This window comes from Methanobrevibacter ruminantium M1, assembly GCF_000024185.1.
Lineage (GTDB): Archaea > Methanobacteriota > Methanobacteria > Methanobacteriales > Methanobacteriaceae > Methanobrevibacter > Methanobrevibacter ruminantium.
This window is the reverse complement of sequence record NC_013790.1, coordinates 73,578-87,337: the sequence shown is the minus strand read 5'-3', so window position 1 is coordinate 87,337 and position 13,760 is coordinate 73,578. Positions and strand designations below refer to the sequence as shown.

The 13,760-nt window shown below is 29.9% G+C and carries 15 protein-coding genes; all 15 read left to right on the top strand.

The genetic code is table 11. The features are described from left to right. Positions 1-176 precede the first annotated feature (176 nt). The 15 genes from MRU_RS00315 to MRU_RS00250 all read left to right on the top strand — a co-directional run bounded on the left by MRU_RS00315 (position 177) and on the right by MRU_RS00250 (position 13,696). A complete protein-coding gene (locus MRU_RS00315) occupies positions 177-377 on the top strand; it encodes a hypothetical protein (RefSeq protein WP_143714274.1) in 201 nt (66 codons plus the stop codon). After that, positions 378-539 carry a hypothetical protein gene (locus MRU_RS11810; protein ID WP_171776150.1) on the top strand — a complete coding sequence of 54 codons (162 nt, stop codon included), beginning with the start codon at positions 378-380 and terminating at the stop codon, positions 537-539. Positions 540-876: 337 nt separating this feature from the next. Continuing rightward, positions 877-1,449, top strand: a complete 573-nt coding sequence (locus MRU_RS00310) for a hypothetical protein (RefSeq protein WP_012954869.1) — start codon at positions 877-879, stop codon at positions 1,447-1,449. A 5-nt stretch (positions 1,450-1,454) separates the two neighbouring features. After that, positions 1,455-2,024, top strand: coding sequence for a hypothetical protein (locus MRU_RS00305; RefSeq protein ID WP_012954868.1), 570 nt, complete (start codon positions 1,455-1,457; stop codon positions 2,022-2,024). A gap of 1 nt (position 2,025) precedes the next feature. Beyond that, positions 2,026-3,048 (top strand): hypothetical protein, encoded by a 1,023-nt coding sequence (locus MRU_RS00300; protein ID WP_012954867.1) that lies wholly within the window; start codon positions 2,026-2,028, stop codon positions 3,046-3,048. Between the two features lie 695 nt (positions 3,049-3,743). Further along, on the top strand, positions 3,744-4,241 hold the full coding sequence (locus tag MRU_RS00295; RefSeq protein WP_012954866.1) for an XkdF-like putative serine protease domain-containing protein: 498 nt from the start codon (positions 3,744-3,746) through the stop codon (positions 4,239-4,241). 23 nt (positions 4,242-4,264) lie between these two features. Continuing rightward, positions 4,265-6,322, top strand: a complete 2,058-nt coding sequence (locus MRU_RS00290; protein WP_012954865.1) for a phage head morphogenesis protein — start codon at positions 4,265-4,267, stop codon at positions 6,320-6,322. Positions 6,323-6,337: 15 nt separating this feature from the next. After that, positions 6,338-6,556, top strand: coding sequence for a hypothetical protein (locus MRU_RS00285; protein WP_012954864.1), 219 nt, complete (start codon positions 6,338-6,340; stop codon positions 6,554-6,556). A 221-nt stretch (positions 6,557-6,777) separates the two neighbouring features. Continuing rightward, entirely contained in the window at positions 6,778-6,954 is a 177-nt protein-coding gene (locus MRU_RS11805) for a hypothetical protein (RefSeq protein WP_012954863.1), read from the top strand. Then, positions 6,939-7,574 carry a hypothetical protein gene (locus tag MRU_RS00280; RefSeq protein ID WP_048812326.1) on the top strand — a complete coding sequence of 212 codons (636 nt, stop codon included), beginning with the start codon at positions 6,939-6,941 and terminating at the stop codon, positions 7,572-7,574. Before MRU_RS11805 ends, MRU_RS00280 begins: the two co-directional genes overlap by 16 nt. 371 nt (positions 7,575-7,945) lie before the next feature. Beyond that, the gene (locus MRU_RS12015; RefSeq protein ID WP_012954861.1) at positions 7,946-8,425 is read left to right on the top strand and encodes a hypothetical protein; all 480 of its coding nucleotides are present in this window, start codon (positions 7,946-7,948) and stop codon (positions 8,423-8,425) included. Continuing rightward, positions 8,418-9,104, top strand: a complete 687-nt coding sequence (locus MRU_RS00270; RefSeq protein WP_012954860.1) for a radical SAM protein — start codon at positions 8,418-8,420, stop codon at positions 9,102-9,104. The genes MRU_RS12015 and MRU_RS00270 overlap by 8 nt, the downstream gene beginning before the upstream one ends. Before the next feature lie 1,350 nt (positions 9,105-10,454). After that, positions 10,455-10,697, top strand: coding sequence for a hypothetical protein (locus MRU_RS00260; protein ID WP_143714273.1), 243 nt, complete (start codon positions 10,455-10,457; stop codon positions 10,695-10,697). A 3-nt stretch (positions 10,698-10,700) separates the two neighbouring features. Continuing rightward, positions 10,701-10,985: a hypothetical protein gene (locus MRU_RS00255; RefSeq protein WP_012954858.1), complete on the top strand. Its 285-nt coding sequence runs from the start codon at positions 10,701-10,703 to the stop codon at positions 10,983-10,985. A gap of 737 nt (positions 10,986-11,722) precedes the next feature. Next, the gene (locus tag MRU_RS00250; RefSeq protein ID WP_012954857.1) at positions 11,723-13,696 is read left to right on the top strand and encodes a phage holin family protein; all 1,974 of its coding nucleotides are present in this window, start codon (positions 11,723-11,725) and stop codon (positions 13,694-13,696) included. Positions 13,697-13,760: the final 64 nt, after the last annotated feature.

Genomic DNA, 13,760 nt, shown 5'->3' with positions numbered 1-13,760 from the left:
AATGATTATAAACCAAGAATTTTATATACTGATGGAAAAAGAAGTTCAGTAAATCCATTAATCAAAAAGATTTTGGCGAAGACATATTAATTGTGTTACATAATCATCAAGATGGAACTTTTTTAAGCCCTGGAGATTTTTCTAAGGGATTTTATGCGTCGGAAAATATTAAATACGTGCTAGTACATACTAATAAGTATATATTTATAACTCAATTTAATGATGTTCCTCAATCTTATGAAGATTTTGATGAGTTTATTGATAGATATAACCATATTAGAGCTAGTTCAAGTCCTGAAAATTCTTGGATGAAATTTAACGGAGATTCTATTATAAGCAGATATATTTCAGTAGAGATGATGATAAAAAATGCCTAAATGGATAATCAGAAAAAAGTAGATTCAATGGGCTTTGATGATTCTGAATGGAATAGAATAATGCAACTTCTTGATGACCCTAAGATATCCGATGCTGAAAAGGAACTTATTTTTGAAAGTTATAAAAAGTCTTTATATGAAAAAATGGGTGTTAAAGTTTAAGTTATTTATAAATCCTGATTTTTTCTTTTTTTACTTTTCAGATGCTATCTCTAAATCTTTTTATACTACTTTTAACATAATTCTTATTATAAACCTTGCTAGTAACTGTTTATGCTCTTTTGGAATACCTGGAAAACTTATAAGAGTAAAGAAAACAAATTAAGAGTTTACAATTGAAAATTTAGAAAGAGAATTTTATTTGAAAAAAAATTGAGAATTAAACTCCGAAATTATTGAATCTAATCATCATTATGTCAATAATTCAGTTGAATTAGAAAAATAGGAGATTCCTAATAAAAAAATAGGAAAATATTAAATATCTTAATGAGTGAACATTATGACTTTATCGAATGCAGAATATAAACAAAAATATATTGAATATTTAATTTTATTATTATTAGGGGACTTTAAAAATAAATTATCTGTATTGCATATTCAAAAAGAAATATATTTGTTATATAACTTTGATGTAGAGTTAAAAAAATTATTTTCCTTTGTAAAACATTATAAAGGACCCTATCTAGATTTAATTAATTCGTGCTGTGAAACTCCATTTTATTTAGATGGTTGTTGGGAATATTTTGAACCGAAAGAAAAAATTAGTGGAGGATTTTTAAAAATCACTGATAAAGGTTATAAAGAATATTTAAAATTTCTTCAAAAAATTAAAGATGAAAATCAGGAAGAATTACTTCATATAAATACCGCTATAAGTATGTTAAATAGGTTATATGGTTCTTTAGATTGTGAAGAATTATTACTGCTGATTTATACTGAGTTCCCAGAGTACACTGAAAAATCAGAAGTGTATTCAAATATAATATCTAAAAAAACAAATATTGCAAAAAATTTATTTGAAAAAAAAGTTATTAGCGAGGAAAAATATAATGAGTTATCAGGAATCTTATAATAAATTTGTTTTTTGCAGATTTCCTAAGGTTTCTTTCATATGGTTTTTTAGAGGAACTAAAACAAAGCAATTGTTATAATTTTTTAGATTATTATAATTTTGCTATTGGTTCAAAAGTTTTTGAAGAAATAAATCAACACCTTGATAATAACTTAATTAATAAATTACATTTTTGTCCAAACAATAATTACAATTATTCTGCTTTAATTGCTCCTCTTTTATCTAACGAAGAAAAAAATAAAAATAAAGGAGAATATGAAGTAATAGGTTTATCTTTACATTATTTGTCTTTAAATCAAGTGAAATACATAATTATTGATGATAAAAGAGCAAGAAAATTTGCAAAAAGAAATTTTGAAGAATTACAAGAGTATATTACTGGAACAATAGGCATTATTATATTTTGTTCAAAAGATAATTTTATTTCAAAAATTGATGCTGCAAATATATTAAAAGATATTGAATTTGCAATCGAAAATCATGATGAAACTCAAGGGAATTTCATTTGTAGTCTTGGGAAACAAAATTATAAAAAAATAATCGATGATGCGATTAAAATGTTGGATGTAGAGTAAAATGGTTGAATTTGATTCATTTATTAATGTAGAAAAAGTTATTGAAGCAAAAGATAGTAATTATGTTACTAAAGAATTATCTTTTGACGATAAAACCATATTAAACACACCATATAAGATTTTTAATGTGTCTAAAGTAAAATTAAATAAATTAGAATTGCCTCTTAAAGGAAATATTATTGAAACTACTAAATTTATCAATAATAAAAAATCATATGATGCATTATATAATTTACTTGAAAATTCTCCTAATAATCAAAAATCAAAATTAAATCAATTTTTTAAGGTAGATAATACATTTAAATCATATAAATCAATTATATCTTTGACTTTCTCAAAAAACCCATTTAAATCTAATAAATTTACTCATGGGCACAGTAAACCCCTTTCATTTTCTAATTTCGAATATTTATTAGATTATATGTATGAATATTCAACTTTATTTGTATTGATTCCAGATATTGATTTTAAGTCATTTGATTCTATGGATAATTATATGGAGTATATTGAAAAAGCAGTAAATGTTGTTTCTTCATTTAATAATAAACCTATTTTTGTTCCATTATCTATGAAATTGGACAACAGTAATCTTGAAAAATTATTACATTTTTATAAAGAGAATAACTATAGCAATATTTGGTTTAATTTTTATTCCAATCAAATAAATACTAAAATTTCTATCATTCGTTATTCTTTAAGATTAATCAATCGTTTATTTAAAGGAAATGCAGTAACATATTTTTCTAATATGAAAAAAGAAATTAATAAACATCTTGATGATGTTTACACTTTACCATCTGATTTTTTAGGGCCTTTTTTCGGTTGTGATTTTCTAGGTTCAAATAGAGAGTCAGGTTTTCCTGGGAAAAATATTAAAAGAACCGCTAAAGAAAAAAGGGAATTTGAAAGAAAAAATTTAATTAATAAAAATCGTATTTTTGATTCATCAAGCTATTATTATTTTAGTATTTTAGAATATCCATCTGATTTAAGAATTAAATTCAAAGTCAATTCTACAAACTAACGGATTATCAGATATTATAAATTCAAGTATTTTAAGTCAAGAATTAACTAGAGTAAATAATCATGTTATTGAAAATAAAAATATAGGCAAATATCTTAAAAATAAAAAAATGTTTAACGATAATATAAAATTAAAAGATGATTTGCTAATTATTGATGAAAATCAATCCAGTTTATCAGATTTTTTTAGTAAACTTTAAACTTATTTTTTAATAATGGAATATAGCACGTTAAATAATTTAACGAAAACTAATTTTTTATAAAATTTTTACTAATTTTTCTAAAAATTCTTCTCAACTTATATAACTTCGTTACTGAGTACCAGTTGGTAATGAATCTCTATTTTATTTTTAAAAAAAAAAGCAATTTTTAACTATTTTTACTACTTTTTACCAATCACTATTTTTATATAAATTATCCTAAACAAGCACACACCACCCCCCACTACCTTTTTTAAGCACTATCCATTAAGCCTCTAACTTTCCACTATGTATAATGAAGATAGTGAAAAGCAGGTACCCTAGTTGTATGACATATAGATTACACTTACTACTTTTTTCACTATCTTTCGCACGAGTTTAAAAAAATATCTATTTTCACCAAAAAACGATAACAACAAAATCGTAGGAAAAGAAAGATGGGAGTGCAATCACCTTGATCAACATTATCGAAGAAACACCAGACCATATCATAATCATGCTACCCGTATTCATACCAAACTTACCGGATTGTGAATACCAATATGGGGAAAAGCCCTTGACCGCAGATCAAATAATCCAATTCGCAAGGGATTATGAAGAATGGCTGATAGTTGACCTTGAACATGAATTCCTCTATACTGGCCAGGTAATAGGAACAGTAATAAAATCACATGTTAACACAGAACCAGTCACCGTGAAATTCATTGACAGCACACCACGAGAATATCCTACCGGCACATGGTTTGTTACATTGAAAATTACAAACCAAGATGTGATTCAAGGAATACATAACGAACACTATACCGGCGGAAGTGCAACCACTATCGAAAGAGAAGATACTGACAAGCTAAGGAAAATCTTAAATGTTCCAATAACATCAACAACAAAGTCAAAAATCAAACGCATACCCATAAGCGAGATTAAAAACCCAGTGGTGATCACTATAAGCATTGTTCATTCTCCTTGTGTTCCTCTTGCAAATTTTGTAGTTTAAAAAGCAAAAATAAGGTGTCTAACATGACCGAAGAAATAAATGAAAAAATAAACACTCAACTCGAAGAAGAGATCAAAGGATTCGGCACACGTGTAGTAGAAATATTTAAAAACACAAAATCAACTAAAAAAGAAAATGAAGATCCTGAAGATGATAACACTAAAAAATCACAGGAATTCATAACTGTAGCAGAATTTAATGAGTTCAAAATCGAAACCCTCGAGTTTGTAACTGAAATGAACAATAAGGCCAATAATCTTATTAAAGCCTCTGAAAAATTCGGAGACCCTGAAGATGACTATGCTGAGATTGTCAATAAAGTAGATACTTTGTTGCAAGGATTGCATAATGAACTTTTAGGCAAGGAAATTACAATTGAAGACCGATTGGACAAGAGGAACACATTAGTAAGAATGTCATTGAAAGTGCATCAGTCAAAAAGGATTCTAAAACTTTTAGACAAACAGTCACAGATGCGTTCTGCAGAAGAAAATAATCTTAAAAAAGACTTGAGCAAATGGTTCCACAAACTGGAAAGAAGAATACAGAACCTCATAGACATCTACTATGAAAATGAACTGTTCTTCCTCCATATCAACAAGGTTACCACTATCGTAGAGGATATGAAGCCAGAATACAATACCATACTCTTGAAGCATGGGTTGACAGTATTCTACAATGCCCGGGAAACTGCCACCACATTGTACACTATTCAACAGAAAAAGGTTTCCAGTAAGACAGGCCTCTACGAACCAAAAATCATGCGAGAAACTGATGTCGGATTGTTCCGTACCAACCCAGAAATAGAAGACAGCCTAAGGTACAGCACATTTCAAGCTAGTAATTCCACATTGATTCGTGTTAGTAAAAATATCACCAACAACCTAGCAGATAGCTACCATAAAGGATTAGGAATCGAGGATGTTGGGCATAAGATTACTGAGGAATTCACTGGTTTGAAAGGTTGGCAAGCAAAGCGAATAGCAAGGACGGAGATTAATTCCGCAAGCAATGTAGGAACATTCAGTGTTTACGATGAACTTGGTGTAGAATACCATATGTGGTGGACAGGCAATGATGCCCGTGTAAGAGATTCACATAAGCCTTTGCATAGCCATATAGTAGCAGTTGGTAACACTTTCAGCAATGGCTTGTTGCATCCTGGAGACAAATCAGGACCCATAAATGAGTGGATTAATTGTCGTTGCACTAGTGTGCCCTATATTATTCCGTTGGGTATGATGGCCCCTCCAGGAGTAAAAGAGTTTACTGAAGATCAACTGATACCTATTCCAGATTATGATTCTAGTAAAGATAGAGGAAAAATCATTAATTCTTCATCAAATAGTTTTAATAATGTGTTGAAAGTTCCAAATAATAAATTAAAAAAAGAAGGACATAATTTTAGAAAAAAAGAACTGGAAGAGCTTTTAGAACTTAAAATTCGTGAAAAATCTCTAAAACAACCCATTATAAAATCCGATAACACTCCATTAGTTGAATTAGAGCATCCTATACTAAAAAGAGAATTAGACAATTTTGACAAATTTTTAGAAGATAAAGATATTGAATATTTTCAAATGTATACTTTTGATGGTAGGGAAGCTTCAAAATTGTATATTGGTAAAATGCATGAGGTTGATGTGCCTAATGAAGAAATAATTGAAGCAGTTAGGAAAGGAGGGAAAATCTCAGTACATAATCATCCTACTAATTTTGATAATATGCATTCTATTTCAGATATTTATACTCAAATTGAAACAGGAATAGAATTAAATATAGTTAAATCATATACTAAAAAATATATTGTAGTTGCAGAAGATTTATCTTCTAAAGAAAGAAAATATTTACTTAATCAATTAGAAAAAATTGAAAAAAAATATAATGAATTTATAGAAAAAGAAAAAAAACCTTATTTAAGAGGATTGGATAAAATAGATTTAACAGTTGCTGAAAGAGAATATGCCGAAGAAATTATACATCAATATGTAGTAATTAACAATTATGATAAATATGAAAAAGTGATGAGTTATTTCTTTAAAGCGAATCCAAGTATTGATTTATATGTTTATGATATTTAGATGAGGGGGAATAAAATGAATGAAAATAATAAGAAAATAAAAGAAAAGAGCGCTGAAGACTATTCTGATTTAGATTCTTTTTTAGAAGAGGTTTTTGGCCCTACTGATGATATAGAGTGGACTGAAGAGAAACGCAAACGTTTTGAGGAAATAAATAATAAGTGCCCTTTTTCTCCTACCCGTAATGAATGGCCGAATATAAAAATTCATAGAGAAGAATTAAAAGAAGATTAAAAAGAATCAATAATTGTAACTTATTGGGGAATTTTATAGGCATAAATTCTAAAAAAATAAGCAATAATTATAGGTTGGATAGTCCATTTATTCAAATAATATTGAGGAATTGATAAATAAGGAATTATTGACTTCATTGATCTCTTATATGACGTTACAACCCTTGATAATCAAGATAATAAATTGATTATACTTAAGGCAATAATTAATGGAGATTAAATATGAAAAGTGAATTAGTGCCAGGTTATGATTTTGAATACACTTACGACGGTGTGTTGCTGATTGAATATGACACATATCATTACAAAAACTATGAAATCAATAGGGTTTATTTGGAAGATCACATTGAAAAGTTAATAAAATTGCCTGATGTTTATGTGATTTGCCTGGAACAGTAGGGAAGGCTAAAAAGTTCATAAGCACAAGATATGAGTTAGATTTAAATCTGTCTGATGGGAAATTAGGTTTGTATCAATGGTGTAATCTATTTGGAAAAATCCATCGTGGACAAAATTATGAAGATATTAAAGAGGATAATTGCAGGATGCTCTTAGATCTTGTTAGGAAATATCCAGAACATTCTGATATTATTTACCTTAAAAAAGTTAAAGATATCGGCACATCTTCAAAAATGGATAATTCTCTTGATGAGCGTATTAATCAAATGGAAGAAGCTCTTAAGCCAGTCCATGATATGGTGGATGATGTTTATTCATGCCAAATAAATGATGATTTAATTAATTTAGATGATTTTGTGCCTTTTGAATTCCTTTCTGAATATGCATATAAAAAAAGGTTTTGGTTGACATATAATGAAAAACCGGATATATTTGAGCTAGAAACCTCTTATAGGGATAAGATTTATAGTTTTGATTCTGTTACAGAATCAGTGATATTTGTTATGGATGAGATGAAAAATTTCATTGATAAGTATCCTCAATATTCTAGATTGATTCCGGATTACAGCTCTTTTATTAAATATAAAGAAAAACTTATAGAGGAGTTTGAGGGTGAATAAGCCTAAAATAAGAAATGATTATTTTAAACTGGATAGTTCATTTATTCGGATAATATTGAAAAATGATTGAATCTCTAGTCTATTTAAAAATTATTAGAGATTTCCAATCAATTTCTAAATCTATTTTTCTAAACTAACTAATTTATAAAAAATAAATGAATAATCGTTTAAAATAACTTTATCTACAATTTTTCCTACATATAAATTTTACAATCTTTCCAAAGCTCATAATTTTTTTCCTTCAAAAAAATTAACTTCCCCAAAGCATAATTTGCAAAGCTTTATAAACAGCAAATACCAATACTGTTTAAAAAGATATTGCAATAGCTAATTGCAATCTCACTGCTTTTTTTATTTAAAGGGGGTTAATCATGAATGGCAGGGATAAATGCGAACTTCTAAACGAAGTCCGGCAAAGGATAGCCAAAGCGAACAATATTGAATTTGACTTTGAGGAATGCACATTCGAAGGGAACTGCAGCGGGACATGCCCTAAATGTGAAAGCGAAGTTGCATACCTTGAAAGAGAGCTTGAAAAAAAACAGGACAATGGCGAAAAGATAGACATTGAAGGAATATTCACATTAAAGGAAAAAGAGCCTACTAAACTATTATGCAAAGATGTCTTTGTGCCTTTTGGAAATTTTGAACCTGTAAGACCTAAAATGGAGATTCTAGAAAAGAGCCCATATTGTGAAACTTTCGGCGATATAGAGTATAAAGATTATGCTTTTACATACCTTAAAATCTTTTATTTAGGGAATGATGAAGAGATAGTGCTTCCATATAATGAGAAGGAATATGATGGAGATATAACTGTTTTTGAAATCAAAGAGGACGAATATGAATAAAATCAACATCCTATCAGTATCTCGCCTTAGAACATATACAGATGGAGATGGAATAACAAGCCTTGTAGCAACTATGGGATGTCCATTAAGATGTGCATACTGCCTTAATCCAAGCTCATGGGATGGTACGGCCTATCCAAAATCCTTGACTGTGGATGAGCTATACGAAGAGCTAAAAAGAGACAATATCTACTTTCTCTCAACAGGTGGAGGGATAGCATTCGGCGGAGGAGAGCCTCTCTTATACCATAAATTCATAAGGAAGTTCATAGAAAAGTACAGCTCCACCAAATGGAAATTCTATTTGGAAAGCTCCCTATCATATAAGACAGATTCCTTAAAAGATATAATCGACCTTATCGACTACTTCTATATAGACTGCAAGGACATGGACAAGACCAGATATGAGCTATACACAAAAGGAGACTACGATCTCTTCTTCGGCAATCTAATCTATCTAAAGGAACATGTGGACAATAACAAAATAAAGATAAGAGTTCCAAGGATAAAGGGATTGCATAAATCTGATGAAGCTGAATCAAACCTTAAAGTGCTTCAAGAGATGGGATTTACAAATATAGAAATATTTGACTACATTGATGATGTTGAAATCCATAAGCCAATATCTGATAAGGCCATAAGAAACAAAAAAGACTTTTTAGAAAGAATAAAAGAATAATTTCTTAACTTAAATAAATTTTAAAAAATTCGAAGACTTTAAGTCTTAATTGATACGAATAAATTGATTTTATACAAGAAAACAATTTCACACCATAAAGTAAATTTTACGAAATAAGAACAATTTTACGAAATAAAATCAATTTCACACCATAAAGTAAATTTTACGAAATAAGAACAATTTTACGAAATAAAATCAATTTCACACCATAAAGTAAATTTTACGAAATAAGAACAATTTTACGAAATAAAATCAATTTCACACTTTCACATCAATTTAACAACATCACAACAATTTTACGAAATAAAATCAATTTCACACTTTCACATCAATTTAACAACATCACAACAATTTTACGAAATAAAATCAATTTTAACTTCTTTAAATTAAAAATAAAGTATAAATAAGAGGAATTACAGAATTTTAAATCAAACGGTAACTCCTAAAAAATCTGGAGGTGATTTTATGGTAAGGAATTTTATTTTTTGCCGAGCAAAAATCAATTTTGTTAAAAATCGCAACCATCAAAGCAAAAATTTTAGGAGGATTGATGTGTCCATTCAAAAGAAATTTTGGATTGGAGTAGTATTTTACCTACTTTATTTGTTGGTAATATACAGCATGCTCATGCTGGTTTTTTTAAGGCTAGTATGAACAATTAATCCTCAGATATAAATTACAGGAATAAACAAATATTACAAGAATTTAGTTTTTTCACTACACTCGATGTGTTTGGGTTCCCGTTTATATTGTAACAGACACTTCCTGTAATTTACATCATGATTAAATAAATTTATATATTATTTAAATCATAATTTTATTTAGAGTTTAAAAATTCTTTAATTGGAATTTTTAATTCTAACTAAAATTTTTGCTTTTTTCAATATCTATCGAGTGTATTGCAGGAATTTTTTCTTGCAATAAGATATTGAACAAATGATTGAATCTCTAGTCTATTTAAAAATAGAATAGAGATTTCCAATCAATTTCTAAATCTCTTTTTCTAAACTAACTATTTTTTAAAAAAATAAATGAATAATCATTTAAAATAACTTTATCTCAATTTTTCTCACATTTAATTTACAATTTTTCCATACTTCACTTTACAGCCAAAGACTTGATCATACGAAATAGAGACATTTAATTTTTATATTCTGAATTATTCTTAAAATGGAAGAGTTTATAAACGACGATATCCATAAGATAAATGCTATAATCAAGACAATAATGAAATGATTATAGGACTATTTTTAAGAAAAAAGATTTTAAAGAATAAATATCAGCTGCTCTAAAGAAAAGGGGGACGATAATATCATAAACGATTATGAAGAGGAAATGATCGATGAAATGATGAAGATAGAACAATTTACAAGCCATTGCTGCTTTGTAGATGAAGAGGGCATGAATTCAGTTGATGGGGACTTCCTCACTGCCATCGCTCTATGTGTGAACTTTATGTATAATTTCATAGACATTCAAAACATTGAATCCGGCAGCGAGGATGAGGATGACTTGAACTTTCAGCTCATCATGAACAAGATAGAATACTACCAAAAGATGGAAGAAATATGCAAAAAATATAAGGAGGAATAATAAATGGATGTAATGGATATGATTAAGGAAATAGAAACTGGAAATGACTATTGGCAGGAAGGCTTGGATTATCATATGGATTGTAAAGTAACAGTGAACAATGTCCGCACAAGATGCGATCAAGTCAGCATAGTGCAATGTGATATGTCAAAGTATGGCAAGGGCATCGAGCTTTTGCTGGAACTTCGAAGAGGAGATTTCATAAGCTGGATATATCTTGACGATGTTGTATCATTTGATGTGCAGATGATGGATAATGTCTTAAGGGAGGAGAAAAAGAATCATTAAAATGATGTGGATGAACTATCAAAAATATAATGTACAAATTTGAATATTGGAAATAATAGAAAAATATATAAACTCCAAAAATATATATTTAATCCAGTCATTTTTTAGAATATTGATGTATTCTAAATTACTTCTTCAGTGCCTTATTAGTAACTATGCTAATAAGGCACAAATCACTCATTAAAAAAATAAAAAATATTCTATTTTTCAAAAACCAAACCAATTACATCACAGACCAATTAATGCAAATCACTAAGACCATCTAGGCTATTGCATTGAAATACATACTTTTTTTATCTAAATCAGCTTTTTTATCCCTTATTGATATGAATTTAATATTAATTAAAGTTTAAAGTGTAAGAATGTATAGATTACGATTAAACAAAAACTAGAAATATTATATAACTATCAAATTATTAAAAATTGCTTTAATTAAAACAACTAAAAAAAGATTACTATCAAAATTATGATAGCTTAAATTAATTATTTCATATCAAAAAATTGACAATAAAACAACACCCTTTAAGAACTGTAAAAGACAAACCCTCCTTATAAAAACAACCCATCCATATTGGCCCTAAAAAAAGAATTTAAGCCACTTAATTATTAAATGACTTAATATTTGTAGTCAAAATATTTAAATAAATCCTAAATAATAAATATAAATTAATTCATAGCATTTTAGAATAAAACATTAAAAATTATGCAATTAAATCTAAATATAATGGGAGTGGGCCATGAGAGACATTGAAGAACTTAAAAAGACACCAGGACTGTCACTTAAAAGATATCTTATTCTTTTTATTGCAAATCTTATCGGATTGTATCTAATCAGCTTTGGATTGGATTTCACCGTCACCAATCTAGGCAGAGTCATAATATTCATATTTTTCATAAGCATCTTCAATGCAGCAATATGGCCTCTGGTAACAAGGATATACATGCCCCTTATGGTTTGGACCTTTGGAATCGGAGCACTCCTTTTAAACGGAGGGGTCTTTGCCTTCTTCGGCCCATACTTTGGCTTAGACATATCAGGATGGGGAATAGTCCTTGCCCCATTAACAATTGCCCTTATTACAATCGTCCTATCAACCCTTATGGACGCTGAGGATGATGGCACATATTATCAGGCTGTTCTTAGAGAAGCCCAAACTAAAAGAAAAGGAGAGATTAAGGATTATCCTGGGCTAATCATTGTTGAAATCGATGGGCTTGCATATGACGTGCTCTTGGAAGCTGTAGAGAAAGGAGTCATGCCAACTGTCAAGTCAATGATTGACAACAAAACCCATATCCTTAAAAAATGGGAGACTGACCTCTCCTCTCAAACCGGAGCCAGCCAAGCAGGTATCCTACATGGAAACAATGAAAACATCACCGCCTTCAGATGGATTGAAAAGGAAAACAACAATCAGATGATGCAGTGCTCTGGAGTTACAAAGGTAAAGGTTCTTGAAGAGAGAATATCAGACGGTAACGGCTTGCTTGTTGAAAATGGGGCAAGCAGATCAAACCTCTTTTCAGGGGATACAGACAATGTCATATTTACCTTCAGCAAAATAACAGACCTTAGAAAGCTTTACAATGGCGCTTGGTTTTCAATCTTTTCAAATCCAAGCGAATTCGCACGTATAGTAATTTTAGTCATAGAAGACATGGTCCATGAGATCTATTCCCAACTTAAGCACAGCATACTAAATATCCGTCCAAGAATCTCAAGGGGCATCGCATATATTCCAACAAGGGCCGGAACAAATGTCTTCATGAGGGAAATCAATACCGAAACCCTTATTGGGGACATGCTGATTGGAGACATTGACGTTGCATATTCAACATATCTAGGCTATGACGAGATTGCCCACCATTCAGGAGTGAGAGATGAGGATGTATGGTTTGCCCTTAAGGGAATGGACAAGCAGATAAGGCGCTTGATCTATGGAAACAAATACTCTCCAAGGGAATATGAGTTTGTCATACAGTCAGACCATGGCCAAACCAATGGTGCAACATTCAAGCAAAGATATGGCCAGTCATTTGAGGACTTTGTAAAGTCCTTGCTTCCTCACGAGACCAATATCTATGCAAAGATGTCCTCAAACGAAGACCACTTTGCAGAGGTCTACATTCCATTTAAAGATAGAATAGATAAATTTAAAAACAGGAACAAGCCAGATGAGGATAAGCTGATTTCAGAGTCTGAAGTTATTGTCCTTGCCTCTGGAAACCTTGCAATGATCTATCTTACCCGATGGAGCCATAGGCTGACTTATGAAGAGATCAATGAGATGTTTCCAGATATGATAAGTGAAATAGTGAATAATGAATATGTAGGATTTGTTTTAGTCCGCTCATCTGAAAATGGTGATATGGCAATAGGCAAGAATGGAATTTATTACCTGGATAGCGATGAGATAGAAGGGGAAAATCCTCTCATTGGATTTGGAGACAATGTTACCCAACATCTTAAAAGAAACAGCTCATTCCAGTACACACCGGACATTCTTGTAAACAGCTTTTATGATGTGGAAAATGATGAGGTATGTGCATTTGAAGAGCTGGTTGGAAGCCATGGAGGCGTTGGAGGAAGCCAGTCAGAGCCATTTATTTTATATCCATCAGATTGGGACATTCCAGATGAGGAGATTGTAGGTGCTGAGAATATATATAGGATATTGAAGGATAATTTGGCTAAGATGAAAGAAAAATAGTAAGATAGTGATAGGCCAGTATAAAATTTATACTAACTAGTGTTTAGTATAAAAAAGTATACTA

Bases quoted from the DNA above. Each gene is read 5' to 3' on its own strand.
- MRU_RS11810 (WP_171776150.1), top strand. From the start codon at position 378: ATGGATAATCAGAAAAAAGTAGATTCAATGGGCTTTGATGATTCTGAA.
- MRU_RS00310 (WP_012954869.1), top strand. From the start codon at position 877: ATGACTTTATCGAATGCAGAATATAAACAAAAATATATTGAATATTTA.
- MRU_RS00300 (WP_012954867.1), top strand. From the start codon at position 2,026: ATGGTTGAATTTGATTCATTTATTAATGTAGAAAAAGTTATTGAAGCA.
- MRU_RS00295 (WP_012954866.1), top strand. From the start codon at position 3,744: ATGCTACCCGTATTCATACCAAACTTACCGGATTGTGAATACCAATAT.
- MRU_RS00290 (WP_012954865.1), top strand. From the start codon at position 4,265: ATGACCGAAGAAATAAATGAAAAAATAAACACTCAACTCGAAGAAGAG.
- MRU_RS00285 (WP_012954864.1), top strand. From the start codon at position 6,338: ATGAATGAAAATAATAAGAAAATAAAAGAAAAGAGCGCTGAAGACTAT.
- MRU_RS11805 (WP_012954863.1), top strand. From the start codon at position 6,778: ATGAAAAGTGAATTAGTGCCAGGTTATGATTTTGAATACACTTACGAC.
- MRU_RS12015 (WP_012954861.1), top strand. From the start codon at position 7,946: ATGAATGGCAGGGATAAATGCGAACTTCTAAACGAAGTCCGGCAAAGG.
- MRU_RS00270 (WP_012954860.1), top strand. From the start codon at position 8,418: ATGAATAAAATCAACATCCTATCAGTATCTCGCCTTAGAACATATACA.
- MRU_RS00260 (WP_143714273.1), top strand. From the start codon at position 10,455: ATGAAGATAGAACAATTTACAAGCCATTGCTGCTTTGTAGATGAAGAG.
- MRU_RS00255 (WP_012954858.1), top strand. From the start codon at position 10,701: ATGGATGTAATGGATATGATTAAGGAAATAGAAACTGGAAATGACTAT.
- MRU_RS00250 (WP_012954857.1), top strand. From the start codon at position 11,723: ATGAGAGACATTGAAGAACTTAAAAAGACACCAGGACTGTCACTTAAA.